Annotated in this window: 19 protein-coding genes; 12 read left to right on the top strand and 7 right to left on the bottom strand. The window is 52.1% G+C overall.

Annotated features, from left to right (window positions below):
- Positions 1-24 precede the first annotated feature (24 nt).
- The gene (locus ACO0LK_RS07765) at positions 25-948 is read left to right on the top strand and encodes a LysR family transcriptional regulator (RefSeq protein WP_422973798.1); all 924 of its coding nucleotides are present in this window, start codon (positions 25-27) and stop codon (positions 946-948) included.
- A gap of 36 nt (positions 949-984) precedes the next feature.
- Here the strand turns inward: ACO0LK_RS07765 and ACO0LK_RS07760 are convergent, their stop codons facing one another.
- The gene (locus tag ACO0LK_RS07760) at positions 985-1470 is read right to left on the bottom strand and encodes a GNAT family N-acetyltransferase (RefSeq protein ID WP_422973796.1); all 486 of its coding nucleotides are present in this window, start codon (positions 1468-1470) and stop codon (positions 985-987) included.
- Positions 1463-2062, bottom strand: a complete 600-nt coding sequence (locus ACO0LK_RS07755; RefSeq protein WP_422973794.1) for an SIS domain-containing protein — start codon at positions 2060-2062, stop codon at positions 1463-1465. The genes ACO0LK_RS07760 and ACO0LK_RS07755 overlap by 8 nt, the downstream gene beginning before the upstream one ends.
- 376 nt (positions 2063-2438) lie before the next feature.
- Here ACO0LK_RS07755 and ACO0LK_RS07750 point away from each other — a divergent pair, with 376 nt between their 5' ends.
- Together ACO0LK_RS07750 and ACO0LK_RS07745 are read left to right on the top strand one after the other, a co-directional pair.
- Complete coding sequence (locus tag ACO0LK_RS07750) at positions 2439-3707, top strand: glycerate kinase type-2 family protein (protein ID WP_422973792.1); 1269 nt, start codon at positions 2439-2441, stop codon at positions 3705-3707.
- 194 nt (positions 3708-3901) lie between these two features.
- Positions 3902-5908, top strand: coding sequence for a hypothetical protein (locus tag ACO0LK_RS07745; protein ID WP_422973789.1), 2007 nt, complete (start codon positions 3902-3904; stop codon positions 5906-5908).
- A 9-nt stretch (positions 5909-5917) separates the two neighbouring features.
- Here ACO0LK_RS07745 and ACO0LK_RS07740 read toward each other — a convergent pair whose 3' ends face one another.
- Both ACO0LK_RS07740 and ACO0LK_RS07735 read right to left on the bottom strand, forming a co-directional pair.
- Positions 5918-6304, bottom strand: a complete 387-nt coding sequence (locus tag ACO0LK_RS07740; RefSeq protein WP_422973787.1) for a VOC family protein — start codon at positions 6302-6304, stop codon at positions 5918-5920.
- A gap of 72 nt (positions 6305-6376) precedes the next feature.
- Positions 6377-6748: a GtrA family protein gene (locus ACO0LK_RS07735; protein WP_422973785.1), complete on the bottom strand. Its 372-nt coding sequence runs from the start codon at positions 6746-6748 to the stop codon at positions 6377-6379.
- A gap of 212 nt (positions 6749-6960) precedes the next feature.
- Here ACO0LK_RS07735 and ACO0LK_RS07730 point away from each other — a divergent pair, with 212 nt between their 5' ends.
- From ACO0LK_RS07730 to ACO0LK_RS07720, 3 genes are read left to right on the top strand one after another with little or no spacing between them, the layout of a single operon-like run.
- Positions 6961-7278, top strand: a complete 318-nt coding sequence (locus ACO0LK_RS07730) for a hypothetical protein (RefSeq protein WP_422973783.1) — start codon at positions 6961-6963, stop codon at positions 7276-7278.
- A gap of 51 nt (positions 7279-7329) precedes the next feature.
- Positions 7330-8217, top strand: coding sequence for a sensor histidine kinase (locus tag ACO0LK_RS07725; protein ID WP_422973781.1), 888 nt, complete (start codon positions 7330-7332; stop codon positions 8215-8217).
- A gap of 49 nt (positions 8218-8266) precedes the next feature.
- Positions 8267-9073: a LytR/AlgR family response regulator transcription factor gene (locus tag ACO0LK_RS07720; RefSeq protein WP_422973779.1), complete on the top strand. Its 807-nt coding sequence runs from the start codon at positions 8267-8269 to the stop codon at positions 9071-9073.
- A 30-nt stretch (positions 9074-9103) separates the two neighbouring features.
- On the opposite strand, the gene ACO0LK_RS07715 is transcribed toward ACO0LK_RS07720, so the two are convergent.
- On the bottom strand, positions 9104-9922 hold the full coding sequence (locus ACO0LK_RS07715; protein ID WP_422973777.1) for a basic secretory protein-like protein: 819 nt from the start codon (positions 9920-9922) through the stop codon (positions 9104-9106).
- A 39-nt stretch (positions 9923-9961) separates the two neighbouring features.
- On the bottom strand, positions 9962-11299 hold the full coding sequence (locus ACO0LK_RS07710) for a hypothetical protein (protein ID WP_422973775.1): 1338 nt from the start codon (positions 11297-11299) through the stop codon (positions 9962-9964).
- A 232-nt stretch (positions 11300-11531) separates the two neighbouring features.
- Here ACO0LK_RS07710 and ACO0LK_RS07705 point away from each other — a divergent pair, with 232 nt between their 5' ends.
- The 5 genes from ACO0LK_RS07705 (at position 11532) to ACO0LK_RS07685 (ending at position 18630) form a co-directional block, all read left to right on the top strand.
- On the top strand, positions 11532-12686 hold the full coding sequence (locus ACO0LK_RS07705; protein ID WP_422973773.1) for an AAA family ATPase: 1155 nt from the start codon (positions 11532-11534) through the stop codon (positions 12684-12686).
- A complete protein-coding gene (locus ACO0LK_RS07700; protein ID WP_422973771.1) occupies positions 12686-13105 on the top strand; it encodes a hypothetical protein in 420 nt (139 codons plus the stop codon). The genes ACO0LK_RS07705 and ACO0LK_RS07700 overlap by 1 nt, the downstream gene beginning before the upstream one ends.
- On the top strand, positions 13102-14949 hold the full coding sequence (locus ACO0LK_RS07695; protein ID WP_422973769.1) for a hypothetical protein: 1848 nt from the start codon (positions 13102-13104) through the stop codon (positions 14947-14949). Before ACO0LK_RS07700 ends, ACO0LK_RS07695 begins: the two co-directional genes overlap by 4 nt.
- Entirely contained in the window at positions 14939-17686 is a 2748-nt protein-coding gene (locus ACO0LK_RS07690; protein ID WP_422973767.1) for a bpX6 domain-containing protein, read from the top strand. Before ACO0LK_RS07695 ends, ACO0LK_RS07690 begins: the two co-directional genes overlap by 11 nt.
- 134 nt (positions 17687-17820) lie before the next feature.
- Complete coding sequence (locus ACO0LK_RS07685) at positions 17821-18630, top strand: hypothetical protein (protein ID WP_422973765.1); 810 nt, start codon at positions 17821-17823, stop codon at positions 18628-18630.
- 7 nt (positions 18631-18637) lie between these two features.
- Here the strand turns inward: ACO0LK_RS07685 and ACO0LK_RS07680 are convergent, their stop codons facing one another.
- Positions 18638-20407, bottom strand: a complete 1770-nt coding sequence (locus ACO0LK_RS07680; RefSeq protein WP_422973763.1) for an allantoate amidohydrolase — start codon at positions 20405-20407, stop codon at positions 18638-18640.
- 217 nt (positions 20408-20624) lie between these two features.
- On the opposite strand from ACO0LK_RS07680, the gene uraH reads away from it, so the two are divergent.
- Positions 20625-20978: a hydroxyisourate hydrolase gene (gene uraH / locus ACO0LK_RS07675; RefSeq protein ID WP_422973761.1), complete on the top strand. Its 354-nt coding sequence runs from the start codon at positions 20625-20627 to the stop codon at positions 20976-20978.
- Positions 20979-21193: the final 215 nt, after the last annotated feature.

Raw genomic sequence — 21193 nt, 5'->3', positions numbered from 1 at the left:
AATTCCCTGATGTCTGGAATGAGCATGCCCGATCTGCAATTTGACCCTGGCCAAACCGACTGGAACCTGATCCGTGGCTTTATTGCGGTGGTGGAACAGGGTTCACTCACGCGGGCGGCTGAAGTGCTGGGACTCAGCCAGCCAACCTTGTCGCGCCAGATCGCTGAACTGGAAAAAGCGCTGGGGGCACCCCTGTTTGAACGCGTGGCACGTGGACTGAAGCTGACCGCAGCAGGTGACAGACTGGTAGAACCCGCACGCCACATGATGACCGCTGCCCGCGCCCTCAGCATGGCAGCCGCCTCGCAAGACAACAGTCTGCAAGGGACGGTCAGGATTACAGCCAGTGAAATGGTATCGGCGTTTGTGCTACCACCTTTGTTGCGCGAGCTTGCCCGGCAGCACCCGGAAATCCAGATTGAAGTGGTCGCCAGCAATCAGGTCAGCAACCTGCTGGAACGCGAAGCCGATATCGCCATCCGCATGGTCAGGCCAGTGCAGAGCGCCCTGATCGCGCGCCACCTGACTGACTGGCCGATAGGCATGTATGGGCATCGCGACTACCTGGCCAGTTTACCCAGTGTGCCAGACAAAAATCAGCTTGCTGCCTTGCCGCTGATGAAACAGTTTCGCTGGCTGGGCATGGATCAGTCCGACCAGTACATCGCTGGTTTTCGCGATGCAGGCATACAGATAGATCGCCATTTCTTTGACTTCAGGTGTGACAATCACCTGGTCAACTGGCAAGCCATCTTGCAGGGACTGGGCATAGGCATAGCCATGCGCTGGCTGGCAGAACGCCATGAAGGACTGGAACAGGTGCTGGTGGACCAGCCTCTGCCAGCCTTGCCGGTATGGTTGACTACCCACCGTGAATTGAAATCCAGCAAACGCATCCGCACCGTATTTGATTTTCTGGCAGATGGCTTGCTGCAGCAGCGCTTTTAATCACGCCTGTTATTCAGCCAATCTTTAAGCTCATTATCAAGCCAGTTGCAGCAGATAAGAACGGTTTGCCCCGGATTCTGGCGGCGGATTTTCTGCCGCACACCAGCCCATGGATTCATACAAACGAATGGCGCTGCCCATGCTATCCCAGGTATCCAGATGCAAAACCCGGAAGCCAGCCTGTCTGGCTGCTGTCACCGCTTGTGTGAGCAAAGCCCGGCCAACACCCAGGCCACGACAAGCCTGGCTTACATGAAAACCGAACAGCTTGGCTTGCCCGTCAGACAAGGCTTCCAGCGCCAGACAGCCGACCACTTCACCATCGAGTTCGGCCACGAGTTCTATGGCATTCCTGCTGTCTGGCAAACCCGCAACCCCTATGGCGACATCCAGACCGGAAAATTCAACACTGATACCAAAATCGGCCAGCGATGCAGCAACGATTTTGCGTATCTGGGCGTTGTCTTGCTGAACGGCGCGGCGTATCCGGATTGCCGCCGGCTTTACCAGCTGCTCAGGCATAATTGTGCGAGAAAAAATGACGTTCAACCATCTCGATCAGGATATGCAAGACCTTGATATGCAGCTCCTGCACGCGGTCGGCAAATTGTCCGCCAGGTGTGCAAATGTAGGCGTTACTCAACTTTTCCAGCACTTCACTGGGTCGGCCACTGAGTATGATGACGTGCATGCCACGCGCCTGCGCCACTTCTGCAGCACGAATCACATTCTTGCTGGTGCCGCTGGTGCTCAGGGCAAGCAGACAGTCTCCGGCGCGACCATGGGCTTCTATGAAACGGGAAAATACCTGTTCATAACCCATGTCATTACTGACACAGCTCAGATGCCCGGCATCGCTGATGGCCATGGCGGCCAGCGCTGGCCTGTCCTTGCGATAACGTCCCGTCAGTTCTTCGGCGAAATGCATGGCATCACACATGGAACCGCCATTGCCACAGCTATACACACGTCCCTCGTTTTCAAACACGGTGACCAGTAGCCTGGCCGCCTGTTCTATCGAGGCAAGTGCTTCTTCATTGGCCAGCAAATTATCCAGCGCCACCTTTGCTTCGTGCAGGCTGGCGAATATGTGCTGTCTGTTTTCTACTGTCATAACGCACCGCTCAGTTTGATCAAATTAGGACTTACGCAAAACCGCCCCAGCTGCGTTGCAGCTCCTTGCCGTACTATTCGTACTGTCTTCGTCGCTACGCCTTGCTGGGACAATTTTGCGTAAGTCCTACAAATGCAAGATTTAACCACAAAACGGGTGACTACCCTTGAATACAAAAATGTCTACCCGTTGATGCGTGTCATATGTCCTAGCCATACACGAAAAATTTTCACTCCATGACTCGCAATTTGACGGCATCCTGTCAGGCATACTTTATTTTGTTTGAATTTTTGTTTGAATAGCAGGCGATAGGGGTTGCAACAAGCTCGCTATGCCATTTGATATCAAACACCTGCAATGTAATGAAAGCCATACCATGAGCACCCTCGCCCCTCGCCAGTTCCTGCTTGACCTGTACAGCAGCGCCGTTGCTGCCGTCAGTGCAGAAAAATGTCTGCCTGCGTTTTTGCCCGCACCGCCAGCGCAGGGGCGCACACTGGTCATCGGTGCAGGCAAAGGTGCAGCAGCGATGGCCAGAGTAGTAGAAGATCACTGGCAAGGTGAACTGTCCGGCCTGGTGGTGACCCGCTATGGTCACGGTGCAGACTGTCGCAAGATAGAGGTGGTGGAAGCCGCCCACCCGGTACCGGATGAAGCCGGCAAACAGGCCGCCGCCCGCATACTGAACATGGTGCAGGGCTTAAGCAAGGATGATCTGGTGCTGTGCCTGATCTCTGGCGGTGGCTCTGCCCTGCTGGCCTTGCCTGCGGATGGTATCAGCCTGGAACAAAAACAGGCCATCAACAAAGCCTTACTGAAAAGCGGGGCCGCGATTTCTGAAATGAATTGCGTGCGCAAGCATTTGTCGGCCATCAAGGGTGGCCGTCTGGCACTGGCCTGCGCCCCGGCACGGGTAGTGACTTTGCTGATATCCGATGTGCCCGGTGACGAACCCGGTATCATCGCCAGCGGCCCTACCCTGCCTGATGCTACAACGTGTGCAGAAGCACTGGCGATCTTGCGCAAATACGACATCGCCATCCCGGCAGAAATTTTGCAGCATCTGGAAAGCGGCAAAGGCGAAACCCCCAAGCCCGACGACCCGCGCTTTAACGGCCATAGCCATCACATCATCGCCACCGCGCAGGAAGCACTCGAGGCTGCTGCTGCCACGGCACGTGCAGCCGGCATCACCCCGTATATTTTGTCGGATGGCATAGAGGGCGAAGCACGCGATGTGGCGCTGGTGCATGCCGCCATCGCAAAGCAGGTCGCCAAACATGGCCAGCCATTTCAAAAACCTTGTGTGCTGATTTCCGGTGGTGAAACCACCGTCACCGTGCGTGGCAAGGGCCGTGGTGGCCGTAATGCAGAATTCTTGCTGAGCCTGGCAGTCGCGCTGGACAGCCACCCGGCTATCCATGCGATAGCCTGCGATACCGATGGCATCGATGGTTCCGAAGACAATGCCGGTGCCCTGTACGCACCTGACTCCATCACCCGTGCAGCAGCAAAACAGCTACGCGCCCGCAGCCTGTTGGAGAACAACGATGGCTACGGCTTTTTCAGCGCTCTGGATGACCTGGTCGTCAGCGGCCCTACGCGCACCAATGTTAATGATTTCAGGGCGATATTGATACTGTAAAACACAAAGCCTGCTCCCCCAGACCACATTTGCAAATGGGATCGCCATCAGGCATGGCGACCCCTCTTCGTTACAAATAAATCACTTCCTGGCAAGCCAGATCTTGCCTTCCTGGCATACAATCCTGGAAACTTCTTTTTGCAATATCCGTGTCATCGCGCCCCCTAATTTGATCCCTCCCCCTAAGGATGTCCATGAATGCTGTTGTCGCCGCGCCAATGCCTACTCTTTTCCGTTCCAATTCCTCGGGCACGCATGCGGCCAGACCGGCGTTGGGATTTCGTACCGGTATCAGCCCCGCCCTGGCTTATCCGGAAACCATGGAAAATCAGGCGCTGGCTGTAGCGGCTGACGGTAGTATCTGGACACTGACCATGAATTCGGTCGGACAATTCAGCCATAGTCTGGGCAGGCTGAACAAGGTTTGTGATAACAAACTCTACCGACCCACGCCTTTTGGCTTTCCCAGGCATTTGGCACCGGTGAATTTTCAGCAGGCTTTTTTTATCCAGTCCAAAAACAATGCTGCCGTGGTGATGCAATATCGGCAAGACTTTCCTAAAGACGATGGTTTTGTCAAAACCCTGGCCGCCTTACCAGACAATGACGTACCCAGCGCCATCAGCGCAGGTTCAGATGGCTGCATGTGTGTACTGGGAAACAGTGGTCATGCCTGGCTCTACAAGGGCGCAGAGGGCTGGCAAAAGCTGGCCGCACCTGCGGGCACCAGGTTGCTACAGGTCTCGGTCGGCGCTGCGGATTTCATTCTGGCACTGACCCGCCAGGATGGTCAGGATCAGTTACTGCGCCTGCAAAATGGCACATGGGTGAAGCACAATACCTTGCAGCATCAGGGTGTGACCTGGATAGGCGCGTGTGAGGGTAAGGAATATTGGTGGGCCACGGCCGACATGCAAAAAGGTGGCGAACTGCATCTGATGCGCGAAGACGCCATTGTCAAAAGCTTTAACATACCGAAAGGAGCCGTGGGATTTGCGGCAGCTACCGTCCGCTCCTGTTATTTTTTCTCTTTCGAGCTCGGGGGATTCGTGCGGGCAGCAATGGGCATCATGGATCAGCCTGATCAGGCTTGGCCCAGCATGACCCATGAACAAGAACAAATCTATGAAGCCATGTCAAAAGAGCTGGGCGTGGTAGATACAAAGGGAGTACGTTCCCAATATACCAATATCAATGCCCCCTTTCCGAACTGGTTTAGCACATTGATGGTCCTGGTCCGTCCCGTAGAATTTACTGTCGCAGACTGGGAATTGGTCAGGGACCAGCTCAGGAAGGAGCTGACCTATGTCCAGTCCATCAACACTCTGTCTATCAATGTTGGTTTGCTGAACCAGTCCGTCGGCCTGATCTATACCAATACCTATAATCAGGTCGTCAAACTGATGGGCCTGCCAGAAGAACCCTCCAAGCAACCATCCGGTGTCATCAACGTGATACTGGATCAGTTGGCGAACAAGCTGGAAGGTGCACTGATCGACAAAGCGAAAACCTACATAGGATCAGAAGCGGTGGGCATTGCCATGGCCTGCTACAAGTTTGCCAACGACGAGATGGCAAAAAAACACAAGCTGGCGGATGGTACGGTCCCTCTGATTATTGCCTGCTCGGAACTGGCAGGCATCCTGAACAACATCAACCTTGAAAGTGAAAAGGCACGCGGTACCTATCAAAGAGCCATACTGACCGACTGGGGCAAGCTCAGCGGCTGCGGTGAAGCAATAACCAGTGGGGTCTGGTACTGGTCGCCAGATACCAATTACACAGAAATCAAAAACCTGGGGCCATCAATTGCACTGAATTTTTATCAGTCCCTGATGCCAGTCAAATGGAAAATTATACTGTGCCAGGGCGTGCAGACTTACCAGCCGCCGCTCAACCCGTATATGCGCAATGTGCCACGCTATTCCCTGATGTTCAAAACGGTCAGCGATGACAAACAGAATAAAATCTATTGGTGGTGGGCCTGCACGGAAATCGGTGCCGGTGTCGAACAGCAAACCGATGGCCCTTTTCCGAATCAAAAACTGATGGAAGCAATTTTTGCCTTGCGTACCACGCCGCTGGATTTCTTTACCGGCCAGAACGGCTGGAAATTATCGGTAGCCACCGTACCTGGTTATCGCGCACCGCCAGAAGGCGTGGCGTGGCAGGCGTATGAAAATGCAGGATTTCCCTTCTAAACTGCCGGCTCACTTCCAGACATTAACATCCCCGGCTTCATGAAAATCTGAACGCTGGGGATTGACGACACAAAAGCGGTGCCCGGTAGGTGCTTCCATCACCGTCCAGCGCTCCATGACCTGGACGATTTTGGCGCCCAGCTTTTCCAGGCGCTGCACTTCGGCCTGGATATTATCTGTTTCTATATCCAGATGCACTCGGCTGGGGTGGCTAACCTTTTGCACCAGCAATCTTGCCTCTGCCTCTGGCACATCCAGGTGGACATACTTGGATGCCCATTCTTCATTAGACGCTATCGCCGTATATCCCAGTGCACCGGCCCAGAACGTGGCAGCAGGATTGATGTCATCCACCTGGCAATCTATCACCAGACCTGCCAATCGACTTTTATGCATGTGTACCTCCGGTCAACATGTTACTTATCAACGAAGCAATTTAGAGATAAACGGGCTAACACGTACCAGGAATCACTTGAAAACCCATATTTTGCTGCCCATAAAATTCCACAGGAAAACAATGCCGGTAATGAATATCTGTGAAATCCAGTAATTGATTTGCAGATGTGAAGTCAGGAACCACATTGCCACAACATTAAACAGAAAGCCCACACCCAGCACGGCAAAATATTTGGGGGCCAATGACAGATGCTCGCCATCACTTTCAAAGGTGAAGAAATAATTCAATGCATAATTTAAGAGCGACCCCAACAGATAGCCCGTCGCCGAACAAATTGTAGGAGAAATATGCAAATACTCAACCCCCAGCCATAGCGTAATGTACTGGGTTGCCGTGCCACACAGGCCGACCATGGCAAATTTAATGAGTTCCTTGATAATCATCTTATTATTCTTTTAAGCAGAAACCGTCATTCTAACTAAAAAAGCCAGCATCCTTACGCCTGCTTTCCATAGCAGGGTGAATACCCGCACCCCACTTATCTTCCCCCATTACCATTAAACCTCGTCATTACGCACTTGGTCGCAAGCTGCTGTCACCTGCAAATGGGTGTCGCTATAGTCACTACATGGCAGCAAACAAGAGGGAGAAGAAAATGAACGCTCACACACCAGGCAATGACTTGATTACCGTCCAACACACCAACACAGAGGAAAACACCATGAACAACGCAAACAACAACTCTACACTCAACTTTATCAAAGATCTGGGTGAAACACTGGCCTACGTTGGTCAACATGCATTCGACTGGATCATGCAGGCATCCTGGAAAAAGCTGTTGCTGGTATCCTTGCTGACCATTTTCACTGGCGGCCTGATCCATCTGTCATCGCTGGCGAATACCGCAGTCTTTGGTGCCATTCTGGTGAAACTGTTTGTCAATAAAGACAAACAGACTTCTTCCCAGGTTTAATGACCGACCAGGCAAACAGGCTGGTAGTGAACAAGATATCGAGAAATGATCATGAACCACCGCGACGACAATAAGGTGCTGGATTTAATCACGGATGTCACCGAAACGGTGAAGGTACTGTGGTGGAAATTCTTTGACTGGCTGGCAGTCAAGTCATGGGCTTACCTGCTAATCATCGCACCACTGGCCCTGATCGCATTTGGCATGATAGGCCTGGGCGGGCCGGTGTTCTTGCTGATTATCGTTTCCATCATCGTCAAGATCCTGGCTGGCGGCAAACGACGGGCCGAAATTGCTGCCACCGCAGCCGCCACACGCGCCGATGTAGAAGCACTGGAAAGAAGATTGCTGGAAGCCGAAATGGCTGCGCTGCAAGCCCAGATAGAACCGCATTTCCTGTTCAATACACTGGCCCTGATAGGGCAACTGATAGAAACCAATCCGGCGGAAGCCAGCAAGGTACACCAGCACCTGATCAAATACCTGCGCTCTGCCCTGCCGCAAATGCGCGACAAGGGCAATGGCAAGCTGGGGCAGCAGATGGAAATGTGTCGCGCTTACCTCAACATCATGCAGGCACGCATGCAAGAGCGCCTGACGTATCAGATAGAATTACCTGCCGAACTGGAGTTCTTGCCCTTCCCTTCCATGATGATACAAACCCTGGTGGAAAATTCCATCAAGCATGGACTGGAACCCAAGACCACAGGCGGACATATCTGCGTCACCGCAAAAAAAATGGATGAGCAATTGCGGGTCGAAGTCATTGATAATGGCATGGGTTTCAATCTGCATGCAGACGATGGCCTGGGTCTGAGCAATATCCGTGAACGCCTGAAAGTGCTGTATGCGGGCAAGGCACAACTCATCATTGAAGCACCTCAAGACGGCGGCAGCATGGTAGCCATACAGATACCTCTGGACTTAAAAGCCGGATGACGTAATAAAGTACAGCACTAACGAAGCGTTTTCAACATAAGGCCAAAGCATGTCAGCAATAGCAAGCGCGGTAGCAACCGCAATGATCGTTGATGATGAAACCCCGATGCGCGAGCAATTGCGCTCACGTCTGCAACAGGCATGGCCACAACTGTCCATCATTGCCGAAGCGGCGAATGGTATTGCCGCCATCGAACAGGCTGAAATTGACCGGCCCGACATCATCTTCCTGGACATACGCATGCCAGGTAAAAACGGCATAGAAGCTGCCAGCATCCTCGCCAAACAGGCGCTGATCGTCTTCGTCACCGCCTATGATGAATATGCGATACAGGCTTTCGAACGCGGTGCCATGGATTATTTATTGAAACCCGTAGAGGCCGAACGCCTGGCTGGCACCTGTGAGCGTCTACAACAACAGTTGGAACAGCGCCGACAAGATAAACAAGCACCCACCATCGTGCACAACCAGGCAACACAGGTAGAACATTTGCTGACACAGTTGATGCAGCATCAGGCACAAAGCCGCGAATACCTGCGCTGGATACAGGCCAGCGTAGGCAGCAGCCTGCGTATGGTCAGCACCAAAGAAATCCTGTTTTTTCGTTCCGACGAAAAATACACCCTGGTACAAACCGAACAGGCAGAATTCCTGATACGCAAATCATTGAAGGAACTGGAAGACGAACTTGACCCCAAAGAATTCTGGCGCATACACCGTTCCACCCTGGTACGTGTTTCTGCTATTGCCGAAGTAACGCGGGATTTTCGTGGCCGCCAGCTCATCACACTGAAAGGCCATGCAGAAAAACTGGAAGTCAGCCGTAACCATATGCATCTGTTCCAGCAGATGTAAGGTAGAAGCTTTGCCTGCCTTCGACAGTATTCAGGGCTTGGCGGTCGCCGCTGTCACCAGCGTTGCCGCCCTGGATGCCCCGACAAATTCCCGCCACAAGACATCCAGCGTGGCACCGCCATACACAACAAACAGCTCCGGCGTATATTCACCCTTGCTGAGCGCCACGTTCAGCTTTTTGACGATGTCCTTGTCCTTGCTGACTTCCAGCCAGTACAGGAAACTGGAGGCTACGGTGTAAGCCTTCAGATAACCCTGCTCCTTCAAACTGACGCCCTGCTTTTCCAGCATAAAAAAATACGGCGCATCAGGCTGATAGCCTGACAACTGGTCTTGCGCATTGATCTGCAAAGTGGCGCTGATATCTTTTTCAAAATACTTGTGGCGTACATAATCAGCAACACCTTCCACCAGCCAGCCCACCTGTTGCTTCGAAGGCGGGTATTGCTGGTTGATATGCGTAATCTCATGCACCATCATGGCCTGAAAATTGTCAGGCATGACCGCCACCTGCTCAGCAGAAATGTAAATGCTATTGTCGCTGGCATAGGCAACAACATTTGCCAGTTCCGGCCCAAATCCCGGCATCAACACAATTTCAACGTCCGCAAAAGGTAAAGCATGTCCTTCATCAAACAGCAGACTATTGATCAACGGATACCAGGTCTCCACCAGCCGCTGGCTTTGTTCCACACGGGCCAACACTGCTGGGCTGGGTTTGAATTCGACCTGTGCCGGTTTAGCTGGCTCGTCCACATTGTCAGCAGCATGACTCGCCACCGGCATGAAACAGCCCAGCAAGATTGGCAAAGTCAGGCGCACGAAACAGCGGGCTAATCGGTTTTTCATTTTGATGAATATCTCAAGTTGTCAGGCATGATTTGTCGCCTATAGTCTGGCGCGTTCGCGCTGAACGTATCTGTAGAATTTTCTGATTCTATCTTCAGAGTCATAAGCAAGCTCAGGCAATATTTCATCAGACAGCACGCCATTTTCAAACAATAATTCAACCAGCTCGCGTCTATGCAATCCACAGTTCATATTATGGTACATCAGCTCCAGCGGGGCCTTACAGTCAGCCCCTGGATTGGCTTCATAAATAGCAATTAGCCCTGACACGAAGAGGTGCAATTCATCAGCATTTTTTGAGCGGCTCATGATTTCAAGCAACATATCAGCGTCACCATGCTGATAATTACTGACCAGCAGTCGCAGATAAACCCAGGGTATCCTTACTGTAGTGAATTTCTTCAGCGCCAGTGCGCGGATATTGGCGCCGTTAAGATGACTCAATGCCAGTACCGCATGCTGTACAGCGCGCGTCTGAAAATCGATCTTTCCGCGCGCTATTTTTAACAGAGGCGCATAAGAAAATGGGAACTTGGTAGCGTAGAAAAACTGCAGATACTTGAATTTCTTTGCATCGTCCCTTGTTTCCAGAAAATTCCTGGCAACCTGTTCAATTTCTGCAACTGTCATCTTTTGAATCCGGGCGCGATTAAAAAAAGCACGCGGTCTCTGGTTATGAATAATCTCCTCCACCTCATTCACAGTATATGGTGGCATCTTTATCCGAGCAGAAGACGTAAACGGTTCTGCTCCTCTGATCAGCTCAAAGTAATTTTGAATAAAAGAATTATTTTTTGCAGCTTTGCTTAACTCCAACAATACATTGAGAGATTTATTTTCTTCTTGAAAATTTTCAACCAACCAACGGTTTTCCCAATTTTCTCGCTCGTCGAGAGGACGTTTTCCGATATCCTCAGCTAACCTGAACAAACCATGTAAACCATCGAGTTGCAATATTTGAGCTTCCCCACAAGCGTCAAAATCGGCATGGAAAGATTTTTCAAATCGCTGTATAAGCACCTCTTTCGCACGAACAATTCCATCTTTGTAAAACAAGACGGCAAGGTCACAAAGCTGATTAAGGTCATAGTCTCCACGCTTCCTGGTTTTCAGCTTTCGAAGCAAGACATTGATAATCAGGTCTTTTTGCCTGGATCGTTTAATCAGGCGAAATAAATAATCTGCCCTGCTGCCTTCGCATTGAGGGTCAAATGCCAGATTTTTAGTCGCCGCCGCAATAAGCTCTTTTGAAAAATCAACAGCGGGATACGCCTTCATGAGCAACATCGTTCTGCCCGTTCCCAGCGTCAGGGAATGAAAAAATTGTTTTTGCAATGCTGCGATGTTATCTGGATCTAAAGAAGTCTGTTTTTTCATGGAGGTACTGGCAAGTTCAAGCAAACGATACGGATAAAATGCAGATGCCGTCAGTCTGGGCATGAATCAAGCTGGCAGCGCATGCACTGTGCCAGTTGAAGTTATGGGCTTTTCATTTTACTATGTCTGATTGAGCAACACTGGCCGGAAAACTGAATCATCCCGTTTGCAGTTCAGACAAAAGTTTCATGCCATTCCACCCATCACTCGTACCGGCTCACGCACAAGAATAATGAACACCACCGTCAATGAAGCAAATGCACGTCTCAAAGTAGCCATCAGTGAAGCTGCGCAACGACTCAGGAACGCCATGCGCGAAGCCACCACAGGCTTGATCGACCGTGATCACCTGGCAGAACTCATGATATTGGCCGCTGTCGCGCAAGAACACGTACTGGTCATCGGCCCACCGGGTACGGCCAAGAGTGCGGTTGTCAGGCGGGTGGCGCAAAGCCTGGGTGGGCAATATTTTGAATACCTGCTGGGGCGCTTTACCGAGCCGGCTGAACTGTTTGGCCCCGTCAATCTGAACAAGCTGCGCGAAGGCACGGTAGAAACAGATATTGCGGGCATGCTGCCAGAAGCAGAAATAGCGTTTCTGGATGAAGTGTTTCTTGGCTCCACCGCCATTCTGAACAGTTTGCTGGGCTTGCTGAACGAACGCCAATTCCGCCGTGGCCACACGCGCATACGCTGCCCTTTGCGCATCTGCGTAGGCGCCGCCAATGATTTGCCAGACGATGAAGGCCTGGCAGCCTTTGCAGACCGCTTTCTGCTGCATGTATTTATCGACTCAGTACCGGATGCCAGACTGGAAGACTTGCTGGAAGGTGGCTGGCAAATGAATCGTCGCCAGGTAAATGCCTATGCCGATCTGGCCTCACTGGATGTACTGAACCGGGCCGTGCCGCTGGTCGACATGAATGCGATACGTAGCGACCTGGCGCAGGCAATACGCCAGTTACGGCAGGCGAATATCAGTTTGTCTGATCGCCGCATTGTCAAGGCACAGCAGTTAATTGCGGCAGCAACGGTACTGGCGGGCAGGCAGATCGCCAGCAAGGCAGACCTGTGGCCACTGATTTATGTCATCCCGACCGCGATGGGACAACGCAACGCAAGGGAAATCTTGCGTGACACACTGGCACATGCCCAGCATCCGCTATTGCATGCGGTGGTCGAAGTCGCCAGCCAGCAACCCATGGCAAGGCTGGGCCGGCTGTTGGAAACTGCGGATCAACTGCTGGCGGAAACCGATACCGCAAATAAAGTTAAACCGGTCGAAGCGCTACTGCGTGAAATTGATGCCAATTTTGATCAAAGCAGCATGCCTGAAACACTGCAAGCACGTCGTCAGCAATTAATGGGCTTGCTGGAAGCAAATTGATGGATGATTTGAAATGGGTTTCTACAGATGGTGATGCACCGCCACCTGGCGGTGTGGTCGCGCACGGCAAATATGCAGGCGCCTTGTTAAAGCGCATGCAAAAACTGCATGACGATGAATTACACATGCTGTCCATCGTCGCCACCCGCAGCCTGATGGTTGTACTGGGAAACGCCGCTGATCTGCCCTGGGTCGATGGTGTACGCTATTGCGCGCCGCATGAAACTGCACGCAATCTTTGGCTACCGACGCTATGCCGGCCCACCTTGCCGGGCGACCTGTTGCAAACCCATCTGGCGCAACGCACAGGCGCACAGGCCATTTTGCTATGGCATGATCCTGCCTGTATCGTCCCGCTGGCCAGACCGGCACAAATACACCAGGGTCTGCTGCATTGGCTGACAAGGGAGCTGGGATGAATCCTGCACCACTCAGTCTGCCTCCTGCACTGGAAGAATGGCGACAATGGCTGAGCCTGTTTCCACCGGAGCTGGGCTTAAGCATGGGACAACTGCTATTGCGCCTGCACCCGCTGGTAGGCAAATTGAAGGCCGCGGCCACCCCCAACCGGGATGCCCTGACAGGTGTCGGCAATATTGTGCGGCGTGGCAGCTACGATCGTCTGTTGATGACAGAATGGTTGTTTGCTGATGCCGAACCGGACGAGTTCTTGCGCCGTGCGGCTAGCAATGAGTTACTTTTTCTTGGTCCGGAACCTGATATACGCCTGCGTTCGCAATTATGCCTTGCCCTGTTCGATGCTGGCCCGCTGCAACTGGGTGAATGCCGCCTGGCCCATATGGCCCTGTTCATCATACTGACAAGGCGAGCGCATGAGGCTGGTGCAGAATTCAAATGGGGCATATTGCAACAACCTGGTGTCCTGCATGACAGCAACGGCAAAGAAGGCATACAAAAATTATTGGCAGCCAAGACCCTGGTCAGCCCCACTGAATCGCATCTACAGGCATGGAACAAGGCCATAGACGACATCACGGTCAATTGCGATTGCTGGCAAATATCGTCACCTGCACCCGGCTCTGTCAAGAAAGCCACGGCGCTGGTCAGTATCAACGTGGATTTGCTGAAAAATAGTCTGCGCCTGCAAATGTCGGCTGCCAGCAACCGGAAAGACATTGAACTTGAACTTCCAGAAGCTGGCCATAGCGTGCGTCTGCTGCGTGAACCATTCAGACGTTTCGACTTGCTGGGACATATCGCAGACGCTGATGCCCGTCCTTCAGACAAACACAGCCCGCGTCTGTCACCCGGCGGTGGCTGGGTAGCCATAGCTCAGCAAGATAAGCGACTGAAAATTTATCACGTCCCCAATTCTCCGCGAGCAGCACCGGGCAAACCACGTACGGTCAATATACCGACCCTGGGTCAGATCATCAGTTTTGATTTGTTCGGCAAGAATCCGGCCTACTTTATCCTCAACGAAGAGGATTTGTTTTTTGTGGGATTCCCGAAACAATATTTTTACCAGGAGCGGGTATCGATCAGCTTGCCCGATCCGACATCTTTCAAGCCACCAACTGATGCTGACAGGATGCTGACTAGTTATTTCTTGCCAGGCAAAGTTGCGGGTACCAACCGTAGTCGGGTACTGGCGGTGGACACCGAACAACGTCTGGTGTGCTGGACATTCGGCAATACCAAGTCGTGGAATCCAGTTAGTGGTGATTCAACCACGCCAGAATTTTCTGTGCTGGCGGAAAAAGTCCTTGGTACAGAATACCTGGACAAAAAATTTATTTTTGGAACCAGTACTGAGACCGGTATTCTGATACACCGTTGGTATGCGCACGAGGAAACACCGGTATTGATGGAAAAACTGGCCTATTCTGGCACGCGCCTGCTGTTTGGTGATCAATCATCCTGGAACAACAAGAAAGCGGGCTTGCTGGCCCTGCAACTGAGTTATACAGAATGGCTGATCAGCCGTGAAGGCAGCAACCACAAGATTGAGGTAGTGGATGCTGCCCAGGTGGTGGGGGTCGTCCGCTATCACGAAACCGAGCAGGCTGAGTATGGTCTGGTGGTTTTGCACAAGGATAGAAAAACCATCTTTTTCAAAAGCCTGCGCGGTCTGCATGTATTGCACAAATCACCCCAGCCCATCCTCCACATCAGCATGGATGCCTTGTGCGGCAAACTGGCATGGGTAGTGGAAGCGACACTGGAGCTACATGTCTGCAGCCTGTATGAACAACGCCCGCTGCTGCGTGTCAGCGCAGAAAAGGTGCATCATGCTCAGTAATACTGAAAATAAGATGCAAGCCAAAGTACAAAGACCGGTATTTGAAGGCACGCAACACATCCGCGGCCTGTGGTTTGATTTAGGTATGATGTCCGACGCCGAAGGCAAACGCCGCGTGCTGCATGCATGGCGTGCCGGGTCACGTTTGTATCAGATATTCGATGGCTATTTTCTGGAATTTCCGCAAGCCTTGCGCACGCACTGCGCCACATTGAATGGCCTTGCCATCTGCGATGTCAACGGCATTTTGAGCAGCGCCCCACTGAGTACGGAAGAACGCCGGCAAGTAAAGCCCGGCGGTTTTTGTCTGGTACGCGGGGCGCAGATTCATACCCAGAACCTGACCACAGCAAAAAAAATCGACCCCGCATTGTGGCTGGACCTGAGCAAATTGCCGCTTCTGGTCCCTATGGAATTTCCCCAGGAGCGACAAACCGGTGCCGAGATGGAGGTGAAACCCGGCAAGACCTTGCGCGACATACTGGGCAAAGATAGCCCTGAAGCGACGGCACATGTGCAGGGGTTTCTGGATGAAGAAAAGAACTTCACCAAGCCCGGTAATTCGAAAAAGCTGGATGTGAAGCAGGCGCTGCTCGCCGGCGCACGTGCCATGGCAAGAGATTCTGCCGAAAAAGCCATGGGCTGGGTCGCCAGAATGCTACAGCGTCGCCAGGTCAGCGGTGATGGCGAGGTACAAGTGCCAGGCCGTTCATCTGCACCATCCGCCTTCGAACAAAAGCTCAATGACATGTTGAGCAAAGCAGCAGTGATGACGGGTGTATCGAAAATACTCAGCCAGCGACAGGCGAATTATCTGCGCAAGATGCTCGACATGTTTGACCAAGGTGACCTGATGGAGGCCTTAAGACACGCCATTCCATTAAGCAAACTGGATACGCTAGGCGGCAAACCTTCGAAGCAGGCTTTTTCTGTCCCCCGTCGCCGGGATAGTTTTGCCATCTTCGGCAACTCGGGCCAAAACGGCCGGATCAACATTGCAGATCCACTGGAACTGCACCTGAGAAAAACATACAGGCAGACTTTCGAAAGACTTGATCGTGAAGGCAAAATAGACGAAGCCGTATTTGTACTGGCTGAATTGCTGAGAGCAGGCGGCGAGGCGGTTGATTATCTGGAGAAAAAAGGACGCATCAGGCAGGCAGCCGAACTTGCTGAAACCCTGAATCTGGCCCCGGAAATCATGATACGTCTGTGGACGCTGGCCGGCGACAGCAAGCGGGCGATACAGATAGCCGGCATGTACAATGCCTTTGCGGAAGCCATCAAACTGCTGGAAAAAAAGCATGCCGGTACGGCTAACGATCTGCGCCTGCACTGGGCACAATACCTGGCTGCTCGTGGTGACTTGTGCGAAGCAGCAGAAGCCATCTGGCCCCTGGCCGAACACCGCATGCAGGCAATGTCATGGCTATTGCAGGCCGAACAGGCAGGTGGTTTTATCAGCTTGCGCGCACTGGTCAGAAAACTATGTCTGTATCCGGAAGGACTGGCAGACAGTGCCTTCATGATACAAGACCTGCTGTATCAACAGGACGACGACGGCATCATACAAAGAAGCCGTCTTGCCATGGAACTGATACAGCAAAAGAATCATTCCCAGGCCAGCAGACGCGTGGCAACAGCCCTGTTGCCACATATAATCGCAGAAAAGCAGGCCGATCAAAGCAGCCTGACTGCCGTAGAAATCCGGCAACTGCATCAGTTGGCGAGTTCCGATGTTTTGAAAGCTGATTTGCCCGAACTGAAGTTTTCGGGGCAGGAAATGCGGACCAGTTCTTTCGTGGCAAGAACCAGCCCCCTCGAACTGAAGTTACAGGATAAGGGTCTGGCCACCATCCACGATGCAGTCCATTTGCCTGGCGGCGACTATTTGCTGGCACTGGGCGAAAGCGGTGTCATACAGATCAACCGGCGTGGGCGTCAGTTGATGCATTTTCCGGTGCCTGCCCATCATCTGGTCATCGCAGACAATGGCTTGCGTGCACTGGCGCTGGCCAGACGTGATACGGTAAAACGTATCAGCACCCTGGACCTGGTGGGTCATCAAGTCATTGACTGGCTGAGCCTGCCACTCAGTTTCTGGTCTGACCGCTACGACGGTATCAACTGGAATATCGTCATGCACAATAAATTATTGGCGGTGGATACCAGTAGCACCCATCTGACGACCCACTGGCAGGTGGCTGATCTTCCTGGCAAGATCATTGCCTTTGTCGAAACTGTCAATGCACAGACCATGCTGATCGCCACTGAGCGGGAACTGGAACAATGGCGTTACCTGTTACCCAAGCGACAGTTGAATCAACGTGATGCCTGGGCAGTACCGGATTCTGATGTCTGGAAAGTATTTCCCGTTGCCATTTCAGAAGAACCGCTACGCCTGTATCTGATGTTTGCCAAGGACATCACATCACTGGTCGTCCGGAAATTTGGCACCAGCAGTCAACATCAGTTCACCCTGGGCAAACTGGACAGCGAGCCCGAAGTGGAATTGAAGGATGGCTATCTGTTCGTGAAACTGTTTTCTGCGGATGAAACACGCATCATGATCATCCATGCCACCCTGAACCAGATACTTGCCAATATCAGTTTGAGCAAAGCAGTGCAGGCACACATCCACGTGCAGTTAAACCACATACTGATCTTTGATCAATGCGGAAAACTGATCGATATAGACCGGCAAACCGGGCAGGTACATAGCATGACAGTTAGTTGAAGGCTGCCAGACTCAAAGCAGCGATTTGTAAAAATTTGAAATAGTGCTTTTTTGAAAATAAATCTTCCACAATACTTTAAGCTTACCGTCGGTACAGGCGGAATTATTTCAAAACACTTCAGGGAACCCACAACATGTCCACAACTGCGACTGATCATTTCGCCAGCGTTACCTCCGCCTTCCCTAAACGCCGCATGTCTGTACTTGCCACTGGCAAGCAGAACCTGCTGATCAGTATAGGTCTGGGCTTGCTATTTGTGGCCCTAACGGCGGTGATCGCGTACTTCATGGTGCCAGATCTGGTCTATGACTATAAGGTATCCAAAGACCCTGTTATAGACACGCAATCTGAACTACATGGTTCATGCAAAACACGAAAATTCATTTTTGTTGATTGTGATGTCAAGATCCGATACCTGGCCACACCGGGAGACAGTACCATCAAGGAAATCGAACACAGTTTCTGGTTTGTCAGTTTCAGCCCTTCGATGAAAACCGAAGTACTCAGATACAGAAAAGACCCGTCGATGATTACCACATCAATGGCGACCGAACATATTACCAATCGCTTTCTGATGATACTGGTCGTTGGCCTGATATTTGGTGCGCTTTTTGTCAGCAGTTTTTTGGTTGCCTGGCAAGACTACAAACTGCGCAGCATTATTAAACACAAACTGGTACTGAAACCGATACTGGTCGGCGTCACCAAAATTGAAAACGAGCGCAGCGTTAGCTTTGAAACCCATATCGGTGGCATCAAGAAAGAACATAGTAACTTCATGCGCAAAAAAGAGCGCCCGCTATTTCTGTCTGAACAGCAGGCTCTGGCATTGGCGGTCGAGGTTCCGGAAACCAATCACCTCATCCTGCTGGATGAACAACTGACCGTGCTGGATTTTACCGAACAAGAAAAAACCGAGCTACGCAAAGCAATTGCCGCATAGTGAACATTTAAACTTTTGCCTTAAAGTTCCGCAAAAAATCCAGCAAGATCTGCGCCGATACTTCAGCGTCATCGGCAGTCATGGTTTCCAGCGGATTGTGGCTGATGCCACCATTACCACAGCGGGTAAACAGCATGGCCACATCCGTCATCCTGGCGATGGCCATGGCATCATGTCCTGCCCCTGAGGGCAATTCAAAAGCTGGCAAACCCGCTCTTTGCGTGGCGGCAGCCAGTTGCTGCATCAGCCAGGGTGCGCAGGGGGCAGCCGGGGCAGCCACTGCCCTGACGACATTGACTTCGATATTGCGGCGCTGACAGACGGTTGTGATATGCGCCAGGATGTCATTCACAGCAGCGTCACGCAGGGCATCATCGGCAGCACGTATATCCAGCGACAGATTGCAGGCACCGGGTATCACATTCACCGAACCATGCGGTACCTGCAATTGCCCCACGGTGCCCACCAGGGATGTCCCGTTGGCACAACGCTGTTCCACGTACAGGATGATTTCTGCCGCAGCGGCAGCGGCATCCTTGCGCATATGCATGGGTGTGGTACCGGCATGGCTGGCCACGCCCTGCAGTTGTACCTGATAACGGCAGCTACCGGCAATTGAAGTAACTATGCCCACAGGCAGGTCACGCCCCAGCAAGACCGGTCCCTGTTCTATATGCACTTCAACAAATCCCAGTATCTGTGCCGGATCACGCGCTATGGCGGGGATCTGGCCGCCATCATGTCCGGCAGCTGTCAGGGCATCGCGCATGCTGATGCCGGCAACATCTGTTTTGTCCAGCAAGGCCAGGTCAAACTGGCCGATGATGGCGTTACTGCCGAGGAAGGTGCTTTTATAGCGCACACCTTCTTCTTCGGAAAAGCCGATGACTTCCACATGGAAAGGCAGTTTCTCCGCTCTTTCATGCAAGTATCTGATGATGGCGATAGGTAGCAATATGCCTTCACGCCCGTCATATTTACCGCCATTGCATACGGTGTCATAGTGGGACCCGGTCATGAGGGTCTTGGCATCCGGCACGTCAGACAGATAGCGCCCCACCACATTGCCTACGGCATCAATGTGCACCTGCATGCCGGCTTCGCGCATCCAGGTCGCCAATTGGCCTGCGGTTTTCTGGTGCGCGGGCGTCATATAGGCGCAGGTCAGGCCGTCGGCATCATCGCTCCAGCTTGCCAGGGTTTCTGACCATTCCATGATGGCTGGGCCGAATTGCAGTGTATGGCCCAGCAAATCATTCAGACGCAGTTCAGCGATGCGGCCTATCTGGCGCAGGCATTCTGCCATTTCATCTTCGCGCTGGTTTTTAAACCGGCGCTGGAAGGTGGCAATGATGGCCTGTCTGGTAAAACCCTTGCCATCCGGCCCTTTGACGGCCAGGATGAAGGGGAAGCCAAACTTGCTGTTGTAATCAGCATTCAACTGATGCAGGGTGGCGAATTCTTCCGGGCTACAGTTGTTTAAACCGGCCTTGGCCTGTTCACCCGTTGATTCCTTGGTCAGTTCCCCTGCTATGGCTGCTTTGCCCGCCAGTTCCGGATGGGCGCGTATCAGGCCCAGTTGTTCATCTTGCGTCGCTGCGGTGACCACGGTTTGCAAGGCCAGTTTCAGTGCGGCGATGCTGGTGTAAGGTCTGTGTGTGGCGGCTCTTTCCGGTATCCAGGGGGAATGCTCATAGATACCATGCAAAATTTGCACAAAATCCGCCGCCGTGCAGTTGTTCAGATGGTTCAGATGGTCCAGGGTGGTAGTCGTCATCGCTCAGCCTTGGCTAAATGTTGAAAATGGGCACGGATATTATCCAGGCATGATCATGTAGCATGAACGCAACTCCGCACAATTCAGACACAGCAACGCATTTCTGACTTCATGCCATCTTCATGATCTATATATCTTCGATAGTATATTGATAGACTGCCGGGAGTATAAGATTTGGCTGATAGCGTATTTCAAGACATCAATATAGGAGTTCACGATGGGAAAGCTCAGTACACATGTGCTCGATATCAGCATAGGCAAACCCGGTGCGGGTGTGCAGGTGGCCTTGTACGCGGTTGAAGCAGGCCAGAAGACCTTGCTGAAAACCGAGGTCACCAACCATGATGGCCGCTGCAATGCGCCCCTGCTGGAAGGCGACAGCCTGAAACCCGGCCAGTACGAACTGGTCTTTGCCGCTGGTGACTACTTCGATAAACAGGGTGTGGAGCTGCCCAGCCCCAAGTTCATAGACCGCGTGACCCTGGCATTTGGCGTGGCAGATGCGAGCCAGAATTACCATGTGCCATTGGTAGTATCACCGTGGGCGTATTCGACCTACCGGGGTAGTTAATTGATGATGTGATGAAGCATTAGCCTCGCAGGCACTTGCCTATATGGAAATCCGTATTTTTACTATACTGTGTTGTCTATATAGTTTGCTGGGAAAAAGTTTATTGTTGATAAACATCCTCAAGTTTTTTCCTATTGCCCTCGCCGACCAAAAGTCGGCAGGCGGCCATAGTGAAATCTGCTGTAAATAAAGAACAACTAAAGAACAACTGTGGT

It is taken from the genome of Undibacterium sp. Ji49W, from assembly GCF_049340205.1.
Lineage (GTDB): Bacteria > Pseudomonadota > Gammaproteobacteria > Burkholderiales > Burkholderiaceae_D > Undibacterium.
Note: the sequence above shows the minus strand (reverse complement) of the source record. Positions and strands in the feature narration are given on the sequence as shown.

Coding starts and splice junctions, on each gene's coding strand:
- ACO0LK_RS07765 (WP_422973798.1), top strand. CDS start 25: ATGCCCGATCTGCAATTTGACCCTGGCCAAACCGACTGGAACCTGATC.
- ACO0LK_RS07760 (WP_422973796.1), bottom strand. CDS start 1,470: ATGCCTGAGCAGCTGGTAAAGCCGGCGGCAATCCGGATACGCCGCGCC.
- ACO0LK_RS07755 (WP_422973794.1), bottom strand. CDS start 2,062: ATGACAGTAGAAAACAGACAGCACATATTCGCCAGCCTGCACGAAGCA.
- ACO0LK_RS07750 (WP_422973792.1), top strand. CDS start 2,439: ATGAGCACCCTCGCCCCTCGCCAGTTCCTGCTTGACCTGTACAGCAGC.
- ACO0LK_RS07745 (WP_422973789.1), top strand. CDS start 3,902: ATGAATGCTGTTGTCGCCGCGCCAATGCCTACTCTTTTCCGTTCCAAT.
- ACO0LK_RS07740 (WP_422973787.1), bottom strand. CDS start 6,304: ATGCATAAAAGTCGATTGGCAGGTCTGGTGATAGATTGCCAGGTGGAT.
- ACO0LK_RS07735 (WP_422973785.1), bottom strand. CDS start 6,748: ATGATTATCAAGGAACTCATTAAATTTGCCATGGTCGGCCTGTGTGGC.
- ACO0LK_RS07730 (WP_422973783.1), top strand. CDS start 6,961: ATGAACGCTCACACACCAGGCAATGACTTGATTACCGTCCAACACACC.
- ACO0LK_RS07725 (WP_422973781.1), top strand. CDS start 7,330: ATGAACCACCGCGACGACAATAAGGTGCTGGATTTAATCACGGATGTC.
- ACO0LK_RS07720 (WP_422973779.1), top strand. CDS start 8,267: ATGTCAGCAATAGCAAGCGCGGTAGCAACCGCAATGATCGTTGATGAT.
- ACO0LK_RS07715 (WP_422973777.1), bottom strand. CDS start 9,922: ATGAAAAACCGATTAGCCCGCTGTTTCGTGCGCCTGACTTTGCCAATC.
- ACO0LK_RS07710 (WP_422973775.1), bottom strand. CDS start 11,299: ATGAAAAAACAGACTTCTTTAGATCCAGATAACATCGCAGCATTGCAA.
- ACO0LK_RS07705 (WP_422973773.1), top strand. CDS start 11,532: ATGAACACCACCGTCAATGAAGCAAATGCACGTCTCAAAGTAGCCATC.
- ACO0LK_RS07700 (WP_422973771.1), top strand. CDS start 12,686: ATGGATGATTTGAAATGGGTTTCTACAGATGGTGATGCACCGCCACCT.
- ACO0LK_RS07695 (WP_422973769.1), top strand. CDS start 13,102: ATGAATCCTGCACCACTCAGTCTGCCTCCTGCACTGGAAGAATGGCGA.
- ACO0LK_RS07690 (WP_422973767.1), top strand. CDS start 14,939: ATGCTCAGTAATACTGAAAATAAGATGCAAGCCAAAGTACAAAGACCG.
- ACO0LK_RS07685 (WP_422973765.1), top strand. CDS start 17,821: ATGTCCACAACTGCGACTGATCATTTCGCCAGCGTTACCTCCGCCTTC.
- ACO0LK_RS07680 (WP_422973763.1), bottom strand. CDS start 20,407: ATGACGACTACCACCCTGGACCATCTGAACCATCTGAACAACTGCACG.
- uraH (WP_422973761.1), top strand. CDS start 20,625: ATGGGAAAGCTCAGTACACATGTGCTCGATATCAGCATAGGCAAACCC.